Source organism: Flammeovirga kamogawensis (assembly GCF_018736065.1).
In the GTDB taxonomy this organism is placed as follows: domain Bacteria; phylum Bacteroidota; class Bacteroidia; order Cytophagales; family Flammeovirgaceae; genus Flammeovirga; species Flammeovirga kamogawensis.
In genome coordinates, this window is sequence record NZ_CP076128.1 from 3,954,234 (window position 1) to 3,971,084 (window position 16,851).

A 16,851-nucleotide genomic window follows, 5' to 3' on the forward strand; every position below is an offset into this window, starting at 1 on the left:
AGAATGATGTATAAACCTCAAGGTTAAAGATATATGAGTCAATCATTAATAGAAAGAGTAGAAAAAGCATTAGATACTATTCGCCCTTATTTAGAAGCTGATGGTGGAGATGCTAAAGTTACAGAAGTAACTGATGATGGCATTGCAAAAGTAGAGCTTTTGGGTGCTTGTGGTTCTTGTCCTATGTCTGCAATGACATTGAAAGCAGGAATTGAACAGGCAATTATCAATGCTGTACCAGAAGTTGTTAAGGTTGAGGCCATTAATATGGCTGTAGAAGAATAATAATTTCTATACCAAATAATCTATAGAAAGAGCTATCTAATGTAATTAGGTGGCTCTTTTTGTATACAATAAATCATTTATTGTAATATTTTGATTAAATAATGACAATTAAAGGCTTGGTCGATATCGTTATATAACTATCACATCATCAGTACATTTAAAAAAAAATCATTATGAAATCTCTTTATACTATTTTCGTTGTTATGTTATTTTCATCTTTTGTTAACGCTCAAGATATTACAAGCATCAATCCAGATGATCCTTATTATTTATTAGATCATCCAACACATTTAGAAGTAAATGAAGTTTTAGGATTAAAAGACCACGATATAGATTTTGTAAGATTAGAAGGTTCAACTCTTCAATTATTTAATCAATATAAAGAAAGAACAAGAAGTTATGAATTAGCTTTTGAAAGCGATTTTAAAACTGAACAAGCCTGTATCGTAAAATATAGTGTTGTTAATTCTAATGGAAATACCTTAAAAGTGGCATACGAGGAAGGAAGGTCAAATACATATAAATGCACAATTTTTATGTATGATAAAAACGAGACATTGATTATGAAAGTAGCTTCAGATAGAATATTAGATTCTTTTTATTTTTAATGAAAAGACCTAGCTAAAAGTAAAGCCCTTATTTCTTAAAAAAAGAAATAAGGGCTTTACTTTTATATTAAATTTAGAAACTAAGCTTTGTTCATTAAGCTTTCAATTTCCTCAATTTCGAATGGAATATTACGCATTAAGTCAAATGGATCTCCAGTTTCTTGAATAACATAATCGTTTTCAATTCTAATACCCATGTCTTCTTCACGAATATAGATACCAGGTTCTACTGTAAATACCATTCCAGCTTCGAATGTTTTGTATCTATTTCCATAGTCATGTACATCTACCCCAATATGATGAGAAGTACCGTGCATAAAGAATTTTTTATATGCAGGCCATTTAGGATCTTCATTAGCAACATCATCTGCAGTAATTAATCCTAAACCTAATAATTCTTCAGTCATAAGTTTACCAACTTCAACATGGTAGTCTACAAGATTGTTACCAGGAACAAGCATTTTTGCTGCAGCTTTATGTACACGTAAAACAGCACTATAAACAGCAGCTTGACGCTCAGAGAATTTACCATTTACAGGAATTGTACGTGTTAAATCAGAAGCATAGTTTCCGTATTCACAGCCAAAATCCATTAGTAAAAGATCACCATCTTTACATACTTGATCGTTATCAATATAATGAAGTACACAGGCATTAAAACCAGAAGCAATAATTGGTGTATAAGCGTGTCTTCTAGAGCCATTACGAACAAACTCGTGTGTAATTTCTGCTTCAATTTCATACTCTTTTACACCTGGCTTAGTAAAAGCAAGTACTCTTCTAAAACCTTGCTCAGTGATGTTACATGCTTTTTGCATTACATCAATTTCTGGTTGAGACTTGATTGTACGTAAATCATGCATAATTGGTGCTAAGCGCATGTAATTATGAAGAGGGTATTGTTTTTTACACTCAATTCTAAATCTATCATCAGGTGTTTGAACAGTGGTATCTGCACGGAGGTGTTCATTTGTATTTAAGTAGATGTTTTCTGCATCAAATACTAAAGATTTAAAAGTTGTTTCAAAATCTGACAACCATAATACAGTTTCAATACCAGAAACTTCTGTAGCTTGCTTTTTAGTTAATTTAGCACCTTCCCAAATAGCAATCTCATCATTTGTTTCAATTAAGAATAAGATCTCTCTGTGGGCAGGGTCTTTTGCATCAGGATTGATTACTAAAATACTTTTTTCTTGATCGATACCACTTAGATAAAAAATATCTGTGTGCTGAATAAATGGCATTGTACCATCTGCACTTGTTGGCATAATATCATTAGAATTGAAAACAGCTACAGAACTAGGTTTTAATCTTTCTACAAAGCGTTTACGGTTTTCAATAAATAATTTCGGATCGATTTTGTCGTATCTCATTTCAATAATATGTTATATAGTATGTGACGTTAATTCCAATAAATAATGTATTTACCCGATTATGAATGGAAGTTAAATCATTTTATTAGAAATAATCGAATAATGTTTACTTAAATCTTTTTACTACAACATTTACAGTCTAAATTAGAATAGAAATTCTAACCATAAAATGTGTATTGTACTAAATATAAGATTGCAATACCTAATTTACTTCTTCCGTTGATTTTTTAAAACTATATGATTTACCAATTTTTTATTAAACATAAATTCATAACAACTACCATTTTACAAAAAAGTCTATTTATACTATTGATAATCAAAGTTGTAAACTTTTCTGTAGCTTTTTCTCAGACAGAGAACAGGTATTGGCTAGTATTTGATGAAAAATGCGAACATGATAATTTAGATATTATTAACCTATCTATATGCGAAAGTTATCTAGAAGAACTACATCAAATGGGTTTTTATGAAAAGACTACTTCTAACTGGCTTAATGCTATTACTGTAGAAATTAAATCTACTACTGATCTAAATAAACTGTCATCGCTACCTTATATAAAAGAAATAAAGCCAGTGAATAGAAACTGGAAGTTAGCATCAAATACATACAAAGACGTAAAACGATCTTCTTATGCATTAATTCAAATCAATCCAGATACTTTATATAGTTCATCTTTAAATGGGAAAGGTGTAAAAATAGGAATTATTGATGCAGGTTTTTGGAAATCGAACACCAATGATTATTTGAAAATTATCTTTGAAGAAGATCGTGTTCAAGGTTTTAAAGATTATGTAGCTGGAGTTGAAACTTCAGAAAATATATTTTTTAATAGTAAAAGAACGGGGTCTGATAGTCATGGAACTTCTGTTTTTAGAATGATAGGAGGAAAAGATGATCATATGAGGTACGGTCTAGCTGATAAAGCAACCTATTTTTTAGCAAGAACAGATAATGGTGATACTGAAAATAGATCTGAAGAAGAAAATTGGATTGCAGCATTAGAATGGATGGTTGACTCTTTGGATATCCATTTAATAAATAGTTCTTTAGGTTATTCTATTGGTTTTGATGACCCGAAAGAAAATTACTCTCCAAAAGATATGGATGGTAAAACATCTATGGTAACTAGAGCAGCAGAGATTGCAGCAGAAGAAAAGAATGTTTTGTTGGTTGTGTCAGCAGGAAATGAAGGGGAAAACAATAAATGGAAAGTAGTGAGTGCCCCAGCTGATGCAAGAGGTGTTTTAAGTATTGGTGCCACAACTAAAACTGGAACAAAAGCATCATATAGTAGTATTGGTCCTGAACAACTTAATTACGTAAAACCAGAAGTTTCTTGTTTTTCATTGTTTGGTACATCATTTTCAGCACCTGTAATAACAGGACTAGCTGCTTGTTTATGGCAGTATAAACCTACAGCTACAGCAGCAGAAATAAGAGGAGCAATAATTCAATCTTCTTGGTTTTATCCTTATGCAAATAATTTTATTGGTTATGGAGTTCCTGATGCAGCCAAAGCGATTCATATTTTAGGTGATGAAGTTTCAAAACCTTCAGTAACAGAAATTAGTGCTTATAATGAGAAGAAAATAAAAGTAAAAGAGGCAAATAATGAAGGAACTCTGTTAATAGCTTATCATAAAGAGTCTGAAACTATTGTAATTAAGCAAGAATTTATATATTTGAAGGAAGGTACTTGGTTAGTTAAAAAACCTAAAAAAGCTATCAGTACCACTCTTTGGACAGGAAAACGACATATTGAAGTTTTTTGGAAAAAGTAATTAACTATCAAAACACATAATACATGAAGTTGTTCGTTCGCATTAGCTTAATTTTTACTAACATCTTTTTACTAACAAATTGTTCACAGATTGATAAAATCCATGATAGTGAACAGGTATACTATTTTGATCTGGCAAGTTTAATAGACAGTGCCGTAGCAGATTTAGATAGAAAATCTCCTTCTGTAGAAAAAGAAATTGACTACGATGGAGAAAAAGATGTTATTGATGTTAAAGACATCGATTGGGAAAAAGAATTGGAAGTATTTGCTCAAGCAGATATTAACCGACCTGTCTTAAAAGACAGCTACGTAACTGTAATTACAAATAAGGATGATGGTCTTAAGGTGACAAGGTATGAAGCCAATGGACCACGTGAACTTGTAAGATGGCTAGAACTATCTGAAGACAAGAATGGTAAGCTTATATCTGTAGCATTTAAAATGTTTACTGATAACTCTTTATTTTCTTCACAAAAAGAAGGGAGGTTAGAGTTTACCATGAATCAAAAATTAAAGAGGTATTCTTTGGCTGGAGCAGAAACTATTCTCTTTTTAGGAGAAAAAAACTACGCTGTCAAAGGTAACTTGGTGTATTAAAGACACTTACAGTTTTAAACTTTAGAATCAAAAAAAACAAAAAAAAGAGAGGCTGAAATGCCTCTTTTTTTGTTAATGATGGAAAAAATAGACAATAAATTGATATAAACAGTAACGATTGTGAGACATAAGAGGAAAAGATTCTATAAATCACTTACCTTTGCACCCTATTAGAAAAAACGTTAGCGCTTTTGTCCACATCATCATAGCTTGAGGCTGTCCGCCTCAAACAGAGAAGAGAAACAAGGAAGGAAGCGTTCTAAAAAACAAGAAATGGCAAAATTTAGTGAATTAGGGCTTAAAGAAGAATTGCAAGAAGCAGTAGCAGAGCTCGGTTTTGAACAACCAACACCAATCCAAGAAGAAGTAATACCAACACTTCTTACAGAGGAATTAGACTTAGTTGGTTTAGCACAAACAGGTACTGGTAAAACTGCGGCATTCGGCCTTCCACTCCTTCATCGCGTAGATGTGTCGGATAAAAGAACGCAAGGTTTAATCTTATGTCCTGTACGTGAACTTGGATTACAAATTGCAAAAGACTTAGAGAATTTCGCAAAAAAGATTCCTGGTTTAAGAATTGTAGCAGTTTACGGAGGATCTCCAATCGATCAACAAATTCGTCAATTAAACCGTGGAGCACATATTATTGTGGCAACTCCAGGTCGTATGCACGATTTAATTCGTAGAAATAAAACAGATATTTCTGCAGTTGAAACTGTTGTATTGGATGAAGCAGATGAAATGCTTAAAATGGGTTTCAAAGATGAGCTTGATGCAATCTTAGATGAAACTCCTGAAGATAAAAATGTGTGGTTGTTCTCAGCAACTATGCCAAGAGAAGTGGCACGTATCGCTTCTAACTACATGACTGATCCTAAGGAAGTTACTGTAGGCACAAAAAACACAGGTAATAAAAATGTAAAACATTACTGTTATATGGTAAGAGCGAGCGATCGTTACGAAGCCTTAAAACGTGTAGTGGATTACAACCCAAATGTTTATGGTATTGTTTTCTGTCGTACTAGACAAGAGACAAAAGATGTAGCAGAACGTTTAATGCAAGATGGTTACAATGCAGATGCATTACATGGTGACTTATCTCAAGCACAACGTGACTACGTAATGGGTAAATTCCGTCAAAGAACATTACAGTTATTAATCGCAACAGATGTAGCTGCTCGTGGTCTTGATGTAAATGATTTATCTCACGTAATTAACTACAATCTTCCAGACGATATCGAAACGTACAATCACCGTTCTGGCCGTACAGGTAGAGCTGGTCGTGATGGTACTTCTATTGCTATCGTTCACATGCGTGAAAAGCACCGTTTGAGAGCTATCGAACGTGTAATCAAGCAAACATTTATTACCGATCCAATTCCTTCTGGACCACAAATCTGTGAGCGTCAGTTATTCCACTTAGTGGACCGTATGCACTCAGTAGAAATGGTAGAAGAAGAAATTGAGCAATACTTACCAAAAGTATACGAGAAATTAGAAGACTTAAGCCGCGAAGAAATTGTAAATAGATTTGTTGCTTTAGAATTTAACCGTTTCTTAGATTACTATAGAGGTGCAAGAGATCTTAACGCAAACGATAGAAGAGATAATTCTAACAGCCGTGAGCGTGGAGAAAACAACCGTAGATCTGCTGAATCTGGTTACACAAGATTCTTTATTAATCTTGGTAAACGTGATGAAGTTAGCCCTAAAGAGTTAATTGAACTAATTAACAAAGGTGTTAAAGGTGATCGTATCGACATCGGACGTATTGATCTTAAGCAAAACTTCTCATTCTTTGAAGTGGGAGAAGGTAGAGATCAAGATGTTATTTCTGGCATGGGTAGCTTAGAATACAATGGTCGTAAGATCGATGTAGAGGTATCTAACGGTGCTGGAGGCGGCGGAGGTCGTCGTGGTGGCGGAGATCGTCGTCGTGGTGGATTCAGCGGTGGCGGCGGAGGCCGTCGTGGCGGTGGAGGCTACGGTGGCGGAGATCGTCGTGGTGGCGGTGGAGATCGTCGTCGTGGTGGCTACGGTGGAGGCGGTGGAGACCGTGATCGTCGTGGAAATGGCGGCGGAGGCGGACGTCGTAAGTACAATAAAGACTAAGCTCCCATTAGGGTATAGATATATTGAAGATCGGGGATGTTTATTCCCGATCTTTTTTAATTTGCAAGATATTTTATTTTTAGTCTGCTTAAGTTTATATGAATTGGGAAGCATTATTCTGGAAGTTTTTAAAATTTGGAGTTGTTGGATTCTCGGGGACATTTATTGATTTCGGGGTTACTTATCTTATCAAAGAAAAACTTAAAGGACATAAATATTTAGCAAACAGTACAGGTTTTGTATTGGCTGCCACAAGTAATTATATACTAAATAGAATATGGACTTTTCAAAGTCATGATTCTAATGTAAGTATTCAGTTTATTAAATTTTTTACAGTATCAATTATTGGGTTAGCTTTTAGCAATGCTATAATATGGTTATTGCACGAGAAGTTTAAATTGAATTTCTATATCTCAAAAGTATTAGCAATTGGCGTTGTAATGATTTGGAATTTCTTTGGGAATTTGATTTTTACATTTGGCGAATAAATTTGGACAAGTTAAGTGGTCAAACCTATTATTTGATTAAATTATAAGTCCAATAGTTTGCTTTTACTCATCAATCAAAATTACCATGCTTCAAGATAAAAGAGATTATATCAAAAGATTAATCAAGGATTTGGAGAAATTAATGCTTCGTTTCCAAGGTTTAGATTGGCGGTTACATAGAGATGAAATAGAATCTACAATAGATAAATATATCACAGAGATCATAAAAATTAGCCCTGATGACAATGCAGAGGAAATGATCTTAAAAGTAATGGATTTATCAGCTAAATTAGACTTTATACAACTAGAATTACTTACTGATGCTTTGGCCTCTAAAGGCAAAGTAACTGGTGAACGTAAATATTTAGAAGCAGCACTAAGATTGTATCAAAAAATTGAAGATGTAGATGTAATGACTTTCTCATTTGTACGTCATCAAAAAATTAGTGAACTAACCACAATGTTAGCATAAATGCGATTTTATAATAAAATCGTATCTAATAAAGGGGCATTTAACATCTAATCGATAAGAATACTTTATCAGATTATTTTCTTTTGTATTTTGCACCCATAAATAGACTTAATAACAAATCATCCTATATAATTCCTTCAATGAAGAAGTATTTTTTTACATTAATGATACTTTGTCTTGTATCAATTGGAATACAAGCACAATCAGATAGATGGCAACAAAGAGCCAATTATAAAATGGATGTTGAGCTCGATGTAAACACCCATAAATTTAAAGGCAATCAAAAAATAGAGTATTATAATAACTCTCCGGATACCTTATACAAAGTATATTATCATTTATACCTTAATGCTTTCCAGCCGGGTAGCATGATGGATGTGAGATCTAGAACAATTGAAGACCCTGATGGAAGGGTAAAAGATAGAATCTCTAAACTTACAGAAGAAGAAATAGGTTACGAGAAGGTATTATCATTAAAACAAAATGGCAAACCTGTAGACTATAAAAATGTAGGTACAATCTTAGAGGTAACATTACATAAACCTATTCTACCAAAAAGTAAAACAACCTTTGTAATGGATTTTGAAGGGCAAGTGCCAATTCAAGTTCGTAGAACAGGTAGAGATAATAAAGAAGGTGTTGCTTATTCAATGGCACAGTGGTATCCTAAATTAGCTGAATACGATTATGAAGGCTGGCATCCAGACCCTTATGTAGGACGTGAATTTTATGGTATTTGGGGTGATTTTGATGTAAAACTTACTTTAGATGAAAAATACGTAGTTGCAGCAACAGGTTATTTGCAGAATGCAGAAGATGTTGGGCATGGCTACGAAGGAATTAAAAAGGGTGCTAAATCTAAAAATGGTAAATTAACTTGGCATTTTATAGCACCTGAGGTTCATGACTTTACTTTTGCTGCAGACCCAGATTTTAATCATAAAATTGTGGAGATGGAGAACGGTCCAGAGCTTCATTTCTTCTGGAAGAAAAACCAAGGAATTGATGATGTTTGGAATAAATTACCAGATTATTTAGAACAAGCTATTTTATATACAAACAAACGTGTAGGAAAGTATCCATACAAAGTGTATAGTGTTGTTCAAGGTGGTGATGGTGGAATGGAATACGGAATGCTTACCTTAATTACAGGTAAAAGAAACCTAAATAGTTTAGTAGGTGTTACGGTTCATGAAATGTTGCACAGTTGGTTTCAGTTTGTTTTGGCTACAAACGAAAGTTTATACGCTTGGATGGATGAAGGATTTAACTCTTATATTGGAAATGAGATAGAAGAGAATGTAAATGGCAAGGATGATGGCCATGGTGGATCTTATAAATCTTATTTCTATGTTGTAAAAAGAGGAATTGAAGAACCTTTAAGTACTCATGCAGATCATTTTGAGAAGAATGCAGCTTATTCAATAGCATCGTATTCTAAAGGAGCTGTATTCTTACATCAATTGAGTTACATTGTTGGTCAAGAAACTTTTGATAAAGGGTTTAAGAGATATTACGAAGAATGGAAATTTAAGCATCCTAATGCGAATGATTTTATTCGAGTAATGGAAAAAGAATCTGGGTTACAATTACAGTGGTATAAGCAATATTTTGTGTATTCTACTAAAACTGTTGATTACGGTGTGCAAAATACCTTTACAGAAGGAGATACAACTTATATTACTTTAGAGCGAATTGGTAAAATGCCAATGCCAATGGAAGTAAAAGTTTCTCTTGATGATAATTCTGAAACAACTTATTATATGCCTCTTAGAATTATGAGAGGAGGAAAAAAATCTGAAATTGAAGGAAATTGGGTGCAATTAGATGATTGGCCTTGGACTCACCCTCATTACACGATTGCAGTTCCTACAAAAGGAAAGAAATTAAAGCGTGTTGAGATAGACCCTTCGCAAAAAGTTGCAGATATTGATAGGACTAATAATGTTCTTGAAGTATCTTACATAGTAGAAGAAGGAGCAGGACTTTAATCCTTTCTCAGATTACATTTTGTACGAGCAATAAATTATGTCGAATAGACCTAAAAATATAGATTGGGTAGGTTACCTAAAAAACTTTTACGTTTTATCAGCACTTGTTTTTTTAGTTTGGATTTCATTTTTTGATAATGATAATCTTTTTAGAAGAAGGAATCAGAAAGCGAAAGAACAAGAGTTGAAAAATCAGGAAACGTATTATAAGTCAGAAATTAAAGACTTGAATCGGAAGATGAGAGAACTTAATACGAATGACCGAGAATTAGAAAAGTTTGCAAGAGAAAAGTACCTACTCAGAAAGAAAGGCGAAGATGTTTACGTAATCAAAGATCTTTCAAAAGAGAAATAAAGAGAATCACCATTAATATTTAATTATTAGTGGTGATTTTTTTTATGCAATTTTTATTACTGATTGCTTCCTTTTTCTATGTATTTAATTGAATATGATGATGAAAATACCCATTGTTGATTTTTTGTCTAGTGGTATAAATAGTCATTCTGATTTATAAAAGAGTATTTGTTATCAAATTTTTTAATCAAGTGATAGCAAATACAATCGTAATGAATAAACAAGCAACTTTACTCTTCATACTATCCATTTATTTACTATTAGGAGGGTGTTCACCTTTAGGTACATCTGTATTAAAATCAGCAGTGACACTCAATACAGCTCTTTATAATTATACATATAAAGTAGAAAATTCAACTGTAAAAAAAGTATTTCTAGATATAGAATGTAAAGGTTCTTATGCCAATTTATCTATTAAAGAAAATGAAAATATATTATTGGATGAACTTGATATTCCGAATAAAGGAAGACACACCTTTTCGGTCTTAATAGATTTTAAATGTATAGGAGTTAAAGAGCTTTCTTTCATAAATAAAGGAAGCGAAATCGTTCTTCATCAACTCAAAATTTCTGATTACGAAGGGGTGAACATTCCTCAGTTTAAGGATGTTTCAGAAGAGTCAGGTTTTACTACAGAAGTTACCTGGAAATATGGAGGTCCATCAATTGGTGATATTAATAATAATGGATATTACGATTTTGTATTAAATAACCATGATAAAGTTCCTGCTAAACTCTTTTGGAATAAAGGCAATGGTAAAGTGGAAGAAAATGACACTCCTTTAATGAAATGGGATATTCATGGATCTGCTGTAGCTGATTATGATAATGATGGAGACTTAGATATTTTAATATCTCAGGGAGGAGGGAATGGGACAGATCCTCAGCCACCACATTTACTCAGAAATGACAATGGTTCTTTTACACATGTATCTAAAGAAGTAGGAATAACTTTGGGTGCTAGAGGCAGATCTGTGCGTTGGATTGACATGGATTTGGACGGAGATCTTGATCTACTTTTTATCAATGCAGAGGGAATAAATGCTTCTGATGGAGCACAACATATACTTTATGAGAATTTAGGTAACGGTAAGTTTCAAAACATAAAGTCTGAGGGAATAGAGAAAGCTAAAGGGGAACGTGTTTTAGTTACTGATATCAATAATGACCAAGTAGACGATCTGATTTTATTTGAACCACTTTCTGTTTGGAAAGGGAATGCTGATTTTACTTTTACTGATGTAAGTGAGAAATGGTTATCTAAAAAACTACAGAATGTAGAATATATAACGGGTGCTGCTGCAATTGATATTGACAATAGCGGTTATTTAGATTTGTACCTAAGCAGAGGAAAAACATATTATCAAACCGCAAATAAGTCTTTTGATTTTGACCCAATTCTTCAAAAAGTAGATATAAGAGATGAAGGGAATAAAGGAGTTACAAGTATGGACTTCGAAGCTTCAGGAGATATTATTCTATCTAAAATGTTTTTGTGGTATAGAATGTATGATGAAGGTTTTCCGGTTTATGTAGGGAATAAAAAAATGGCTTTTACCAACATAAAAGAAGTAGACTCTTTAACAATAACACAAGAAATGGCTGAAGGATGGCCTGTAGAACGGACAAAAAATGGATGGTATTTTGGTTATTTAGGCAGTGGAAAATGGAAAGTAGAATGGGTAAGGAAAAAAAATATTTATTGGGACGTTAGATTGACAATTTCAGGAATTCAAAGTGTAACTACAGAGTGGGATCCACAGAATAGAAACGTTCAAGATCTTTTATTAAAAAATAATGGAAATGGTTTTGTTGATAAATCTGAAGAATGGAATATTCCAAAAGGAGGAAGTCACCAAGGGGTAACTGTTGCTGATTTTAACAATGATGGAAACACAGATTTATTTGTTTATAGATTTGGTTTTTTACAATCAAGAGTAACAGATTGGTTGTTACTAAATAATGGCAAAGGGCAATTTGAACTAACTACATCTCACGGAGCTATGGATATTAATGATAAAGGACATGGCGATATGGGGCAAGCATTTGATTATGATTTAGATGGTAATGTTGACATATTGAGTGGAAGTGATAATTACGGTAAGTGGTATCTATATAAAACATCTAACAATAATGATTACAACTTTTTACAAGTAAATGTAAATTATAGTGAAAAGAAAAATGTAGATCCAATGGCTGCAATTGTTGTTGTAGAAACAGCTTCTAATACTTATAAAAAAAGAGTAGGTTCTGCAGGAGAAATACACTCTCAAAGTTTATTAAATACCCTCCATTTTGGATTAGGAGTTGAAGATAAAGTAAACAAAGTAACTATTAAATGGAGAAATGGTGAACAATATATTATTAATAATCCTGCAATAAATAGAGTAGTTTCTACTCCCAAAATAAATTAAAATAAAATAGTAAATAATAACAACGAATAGAAAAGGGTAGTAATTTTTACTAGCCTTTTTTTCTAAAAAAAACTGACATAGAATTGATTCTTCTTATTTAAATATAATTTTCTTAAATACTTAAGTGCTTTAACTAAAACAATGGACTATAATAGCTAAATTTGCAGGCTCAATATTTTGAGGTAGTGAAACATAAGTAAACAATAAATAGTTTGCTTATTGATGAAAGTGGAGTAAAGACAACTTAATGGATACAAAGTTTCAGATACACCGTTTAAGTAACGGTATCAGAATTATACATAAACAAATTAAGTCAACAAAGTTAGCCCATTGTGGAGTAGCAATTAATGTTGGTAGTAGAGACGAAACGCTAGCTCAGCAAGGCATTGCTCATTTCTGGGAGCATATGGCTTTTAAAGGAACAAACAAGAGAAAAACGTATCATATATTAAATAGTATAGACTCTGTTGGGGGTGAACTAAATGCTTACACCTCTAAAGAGAAGATTCATTTTTATTCTTCTACTTTAGTTCAACATTTCGAGAAATCTGTAGATGTCTTATCAGACTTAACGTTTAACTCCAATTTCCCTGTAAAAGAAATTGAAAAAGAACGTTCTGTCATTTTAGAAGAGATGGCTTTATATAGAGATGACCCTGCAGATTCTATTGGAGATGAATTTGATGAGTTGATTTTCCCTAACCATCCTTTAGGAAGAAACATATTAGGTACTATTGAAAGTGTAAACAGCTTTAAGCAACAAGATTTCTTTGATTTTATAGATCAGAATGTTGATACACATCAAGTAGTAATATCTTCAATATCAAACCTTCCTTTTGATAAGGTTGTAAGTATTGTAGAAAAATATTTTGGAGGTGTAAAAGAAGCAAAGAAAGATAGATCAAGAGAAATATTTACAGGGTATAAACCTACTTTTGTAGAAAAGACTAAACCAATAACACAATCACATGTTATGCTAGGAGCAGAATCTTACCGTCTACATCATAAAAAAAGAATGCCATTCTTCTTATTGACGAATCTTTTAGGAGGTCCTGCAATGAATTCGAGATTAAATTTAGGCATCCGAGAAAAGTACGGTTATGTATATGATATTTCAGCGGGTTCATCAGCATATCTAGATAGTGGTCAGTTTAGCATATACTTTGCTACAGAAGAGAAGAAGCTAAATAAATGCCTGAAATTAGTACATAAAGAATTAACCTCTTTAAGAGATAAAAAATTAGGTATTCAGCAATTGAGATCTGCAAAACAGCAGATAATGGGGCAAATTGCAATGTCTGGTGAAAGTAACCTATCTATTATGTTAGGTATGGGTAAAGGACTTCTGGACAAAGAGAAATTTGAATCTTTAGAAGAAATTTTCCAACAAATTCAGGCAATTACATCAGAAGATTTAATTGAAGTAGCGAACGAAATGTTTGCAGAAGACAGATTGACTACTTTAATTTATCACCCAGAATCTAAAAAGTAAATAAGCACTCATTTTAGAGTTGTAAACATATTTTATACAATGGTAAAAGGTAACATACGTATTTTTTTATTTGTAGGCTTTTCAGTCTTTTCAATTTCTTTGATAGTTTATTTTTATCAAGTTTTTTTTACTCCTAACATCTTAGTTGGGCAACAAGAGCGTAAGGTCATTAGAATACCACATAATGCTACTATTCAAGACGTAACAGATACTTTACAGAAATATGATTTTATATCTGAATTAGTACCATTCCGTTTTGTGAGTAAAGCATTAAAATATAACGAGAATATAAAAGCGGGTTTGTATGTTCTTAAGCCCGAAATGACAAATAATGAAGCAGTAAGGTTTTTAAGATCTGGTGCTCAAACTCCAATAAAAATAACATTTAACAATGCAAGAACCACTTGGGATGTGGCTGAACGAATTACTCAACGTTTAGAAATTACACCCGAAGAGTTTTATGATGTTGTTACAGATAAAGAATTCTTGGATGAATTAGGGTTAGACTCACTTTCTGTAAAAAGTATTTTTATTCCGAATACCTACGAAGTGTATTGGACTATTTCTGCTAAAAGTTTAGTTAAGAGATTAAAGAAAGAACACGATCGTTTTTGGAATGATGCAAGAGATGCAAAGGCAGAAAAAATTGGATTAACTCCTTTTCAAGTTCAGATATTAGCTTCTATTGTAGAATCTGAAACGGTGAAAGCTGATGAAATGCCTAAAGTAGCTGGACTATATATTAATCGTTTAAATAAAAACTGGCCATTACAATCAGATCCAACGGTTGTATATGCAGCAGTAGAAGTAGGTATGGTAAAGAATTTTACTGATGTAAAACGTGTATTGAATAAACATCTAGAAGTAAAATCTCCTTATAATACATATAAACATACTGGTTTACCTCCTGGCCCTATTAGAATACCTTCTACTCAGGCTATGAATGCAGTGTTAAACCCAGTGAAACATAAATACATGTATATGGTTGCTGATGCAGACTTTTCGGGATATCATCATTTCTCAAAAACATTATCAGAGCACAATAGATATGCGCGTATTTATCAGAATGCATTAAATAAGAAAAGAGTTTATAAATAATAGGTAATAAATCTATTTTAAATGAAGGCAAGATATATAAATCTTGTCTTTATTTTTTTATTTAGAATAGTAATATGAGAGAGGATAGAGACCTAGAACAAGAGGTATTAGCTAAAAAAGTAATTATTCATTCAGATAATGATGCTCCTTTAAAGTTAGGAGCTAACGATGCTGTTTGTAGTATGGATGTAGCTTATACCGAAGATTGTGCATTTGTATCTTGTGATATTATAAATGGAAAAACAGGTGAATGGGTAAATACTTTTGTAACCGTTCATGAGTTACCAACAACACCTTATGAATCTGGCTATTTTGCCTATTATGAAGGACCTCTTTTAGTTGCCTGTCTACAATATTTAAATAAGAAAATAAAATTAAAGCCATCATTAGTTATAGTTGATGGTCATGGTTTGGCTCATCCTAGAAAATTTGGAATAGCATGTTGGCTTGGTTTACAAATTAATATTCCGACAATTGGATGTGCTAAAAAGCCATTAGTTTCTTATGTAGGTGATTTAGGAGGTGCTAAAGGAAGTATATCTCCAATGCTTTTAGATGATGAGGTTGTAGGAGTTGCCTTTAGAAGTAATAAAAATGTAAAACCAATTTTTATCAGTCCTGGCCATTTGATTAGTTTAGATTCTACGATCTATTTAATTAAGAAATTTCACGGGGATTATAGGATTTTTGAACCGATACGAAGAGCAGACCAAGCTGTAAGAAAAGCATCTAAAGGTGAAGATGGTGAATTTGAGCTAATTAGTTGATAAGAAATGTTTAGAATTTAAACTGTTTGTATTTAAACATTTATCTTTGCGATGTCGTACATTAGTAGTGTGATAATATAAAACTACAGTTTACTGCATAACTAAGATTAAAATGTTTGAAGTTACTACTAAAAATAGATCAACAACAAAGGTATCAAAAACCCAAAAAGTGATAACTTCTCAGAAGAATAGAATTCCAAAGAAACTCCGTCCTTTTGTGTTAAGTTTAATTTATACTCTATTTATAGGGTTTATTAGTTTACTTTTTAATGGGATACTAGAGATAATTTTTAATCAGAAAACAGAACCATTTTCTATATCTTTCTATTTTTCTATTTTATTTATTGTAATTACATCATTCATTTTACCTTATAAATCTAGGGTATTGGATGATGACAATGTCGTATTTGAAGAAGATCAAATTGGTAGTTTTCAGGTAGAAAGAAAAACAGAAAAGGTAGAAAGTCATCATACCAATAAATTGATTTACCTTGCTAAGGTTTTGACATTAATTTTGTCTACTGCTTTTTTTATGTTTTTTTATATTAGTGGACAAAGTGTTGAAAAGTTTGAAACACTTACAATACATAACATAAATATAGAGGGTGTTGATAGCGTTAAAATAGCAATTCGTATTTCAAGGAATACTAGAGATTCTGCAACTCCTGGAAAATTTAAAACTTTTTTAGAGCCTGAAATTTCTAAAAAGGGAACTTATATTTATGAAGAATATACGTATGGTTTTCCTTACAAACTTTTAGCACCTCAAAGACAAAGAGATGCGGTAGAAGGTAAAAAATATTTGGAAGGAAAACGAGCAAAGATTTTTGTGAAATGGTATGGAGATAAAGTATCAACAAAAGAGGTTGAGGGTAAATTAAAAGAAGTGTTTGAAAGTGATAACATGGATAAGTTACTGATCGATTCTTTTGGTAAAGTAGTTAAAGAAGAAAATAAAAGGTAACCTGTAAGGTGAATGCTTATTTTATAAAAAACATTTCAAAAAAGG

Annotated in this window: 15 protein-coding genes; 14 read left to right on the forward strand and 1 reads right to left on the reverse strand. The window is 32.4% G+C overall.

Going from position 1 to position 16,851, the window contains the following annotated elements; genetic code table 11:
* The first annotated feature begins 33 nt into the window (after positions 1 to 33).
* Together KM029_RS16015 and KM029_RS16020 are read left to right on the forward strand one after the other, a co-directional pair.
* Positions 34 to 285, forward strand: coding sequence for a NifU family protein (locus KM029_RS16015; RefSeq protein WP_144074202.1), 252 nt, complete (start codon positions 34 to 36; stop codon positions 283 to 285).
* A gap of 173 nt (positions 286 to 458) precedes the next feature.
* Positions 459 to 893, forward strand: a complete 435-nt coding sequence (locus tag KM029_RS16020; RefSeq protein ID WP_144074203.1) for a hypothetical protein — start codon at positions 459 to 461, stop codon at positions 891 to 893.
* Between the two features lie 80 nt (positions 894 to 973).
* Here KM029_RS16020 and KM029_RS16025 read toward each other — a convergent pair whose 3' ends face one another.
* Positions 974 to 2,269, reverse strand: a complete 1,296-nt coding sequence (locus tag KM029_RS16025; RefSeq protein WP_144074204.1) for an aminopeptidase P family protein — start codon at positions 2,267 to 2,269, stop codon at positions 974 to 976.
* 309 nt (positions 2,270 to 2,578) lie between these two features.
* Here KM029_RS16025 and KM029_RS16030 point away from each other — a divergent pair, with 309 nt between their 5' ends.
* The 12 genes from KM029_RS16030 to KM029_RS16085 all read left to right on the forward strand — a co-directional run bounded on the left by KM029_RS16030 (position 2,579) and on the right by KM029_RS16085 (position 16,806).
* The gene (locus KM029_RS16030; protein ID WP_158631082.1) at positions 2,579 to 4,051 is read left to right on the forward strand and encodes a S8 family serine peptidase; all 1,473 of its coding nucleotides are present in this window, start codon (positions 2,579 to 2,581) and stop codon (positions 4,049 to 4,051) included.
* Positions 4,052 to 4,074: 23 nt separating this feature from the next.
* Positions 4,075 to 4,650, forward strand: a complete 576-nt coding sequence (locus KM029_RS16035) for a hypothetical protein (RefSeq protein WP_144074206.1) — start codon at positions 4,075 to 4,077, stop codon at positions 4,648 to 4,650.
* 273 nt (positions 4,651 to 4,923) lie between these two features.
* Positions 4,924 to 6,765, forward strand: coding sequence for a DEAD/DEAH box helicase (locus KM029_RS16040; protein WP_144074207.1), 1,842 nt, complete (start codon positions 4,924 to 4,926; stop codon positions 6,763 to 6,765).
* Positions 6,766 to 6,863: 98 nt separating this feature from the next.
* Positions 6,864 to 7,253 (forward strand): GtrA family protein, encoded by a 390-nt coding sequence (locus KM029_RS16045; protein WP_144074208.1) that lies wholly within the window; start codon positions 6,864 to 6,866, stop codon positions 7,251 to 7,253.
* Between the two features lie 85 nt (positions 7,254 to 7,338).
* Positions 7,339 to 7,725, forward strand: a complete 387-nt coding sequence (locus tag KM029_RS16050; protein ID WP_144074209.1) for a hypothetical protein — start codon at positions 7,339 to 7,341, stop codon at positions 7,723 to 7,725.
* 140 nt (positions 7,726 to 7,865) lie between these two features.
* Complete coding sequence (locus tag KM029_RS16055) at positions 7,866 to 9,716, forward strand: M1 family metallopeptidase (RefSeq protein WP_144074210.1); 1,851 nt, start codon at positions 7,866 to 7,868, stop codon at positions 9,714 to 9,716.
* 37 nt (positions 9,717 to 9,753) lie between these two features.
* Positions 9,754 to 10,071 (forward strand): FtsB family cell division protein, encoded by a 318-nt coding sequence (locus tag KM029_RS16060; RefSeq protein WP_144074211.1) that lies wholly within the window; start codon positions 9,754 to 9,756, stop codon positions 10,069 to 10,071.
* A gap of 212 nt (positions 10,072 to 10,283) precedes the next feature.
* On the forward strand, positions 10,284 to 12,485 hold the full coding sequence (locus tag KM029_RS16065) for a CRTAC1 family protein (protein ID WP_144074212.1): 2,202 nt from the start codon (positions 10,284 to 10,286) through the stop codon (positions 12,483 to 12,485).
* 247 nt (positions 12,486 to 12,732) lie between these two features.
* Positions 12,733 to 13,977: a M16 family metallopeptidase gene (locus KM029_RS16070; RefSeq protein WP_144074213.1), complete on the forward strand. Its 1,245-nt coding sequence runs from the start codon at positions 12,733 to 12,735 to the stop codon at positions 13,975 to 13,977.
* 39 nt (positions 13,978 to 14,016) lie between these two features.
* The gene (gene mltG / locus KM029_RS16075) at positions 14,017 to 15,075 is read left to right on the forward strand and encodes an endolytic transglycosylase MltG (RefSeq protein ID WP_144074214.1); all 1,059 of its coding nucleotides are present in this window, start codon (positions 14,017 to 14,019) and stop codon (positions 15,073 to 15,075) included.
* A gap of 74 nt (positions 15,076 to 15,149) precedes the next feature.
* A complete protein-coding gene (locus tag KM029_RS16080; RefSeq protein WP_144074215.1) occupies positions 15,150 to 15,842 on the forward strand; it encodes an endonuclease V in 693 nt (230 codons plus the stop codon).
* Between the two features lie 112 nt (positions 15,843 to 15,954).
* Positions 15,955 to 16,806, forward strand: coding sequence for a hypothetical protein (locus KM029_RS16085; RefSeq protein WP_144074216.1), 852 nt, complete (start codon positions 15,955 to 15,957; stop codon positions 16,804 to 16,806).
* Positions 16,807 to 16,851 lie beyond the last annotated feature (45 nt).

Bases quoted from the DNA above. Each gene is read 5' to 3' on its own strand.
- KM029_RS16015 (WP_144074202.1), top strand. From the start codon at position 34: ATGAGTCAATCATTAATAGAAAGAGTAGAAAAAGCATTAGATACTATT.
- KM029_RS16020 (WP_144074203.1), top strand. From the start codon at position 459: ATGAAATCTCTTTATACTATTTTCGTTGTTATGTTATTTTCATCTTTT.
- KM029_RS16025 (WP_144074204.1), bottom strand. From the start codon at position 2,269: ATGAGATACGACAAAATCGATCCGAAATTATTTATTGAAAACCGTAAA.
- KM029_RS16035 (WP_144074206.1), top strand. From the start codon at position 4,075: ATGAAGTTGTTCGTTCGCATTAGCTTAATTTTTACTAACATCTTTTTA.
- KM029_RS16040 (WP_144074207.1), top strand. From the start codon at position 4,924: ATGGCAAAATTTAGTGAATTAGGGCTTAAAGAAGAATTGCAAGAAGCA.
- KM029_RS16045 (WP_144074208.1), top strand. From the start codon at position 6,864: ATGAATTGGGAAGCATTATTCTGGAAGTTTTTAAAATTTGGAGTTGTT.
- KM029_RS16050 (WP_144074209.1), top strand. From the start codon at position 7,339: ATGCTTCAAGATAAAAGAGATTATATCAAAAGATTAATCAAGGATTTG.
- KM029_RS16055 (WP_144074210.1), top strand. From the start codon at position 7,866: ATGAAGAAGTATTTTTTTACATTAATGATACTTTGTCTTGTATCAATT.
- KM029_RS16060 (WP_144074211.1), top strand. From the start codon at position 9,754: ATGTCGAATAGACCTAAAAATATAGATTGGGTAGGTTACCTAAAAAAC.
- KM029_RS16065 (WP_144074212.1), top strand. From the start codon at position 10,284: ATGAATAAACAAGCAACTTTACTCTTCATACTATCCATTTATTTACTA.
- KM029_RS16070 (WP_144074213.1), top strand. From the start codon at position 12,733: ATGGATACAAAGTTTCAGATACACCGTTTAAGTAACGGTATCAGAATT.
- mltG (WP_144074214.1), top strand. From the start codon at position 14,017: ATGGTAAAAGGTAACATACGTATTTTTTTATTTGTAGGCTTTTCAGTC.
- KM029_RS16080 (WP_144074215.1), top strand. From the start codon at position 15,150: ATGAGAGAGGATAGAGACCTAGAACAAGAGGTATTAGCTAAAAAAGTA.
- KM029_RS16085 (WP_144074216.1), top strand. From the start codon at position 15,955: ATGTTTGAAGTTACTACTAAAAATAGATCAACAACAAAGGTATCAAAA.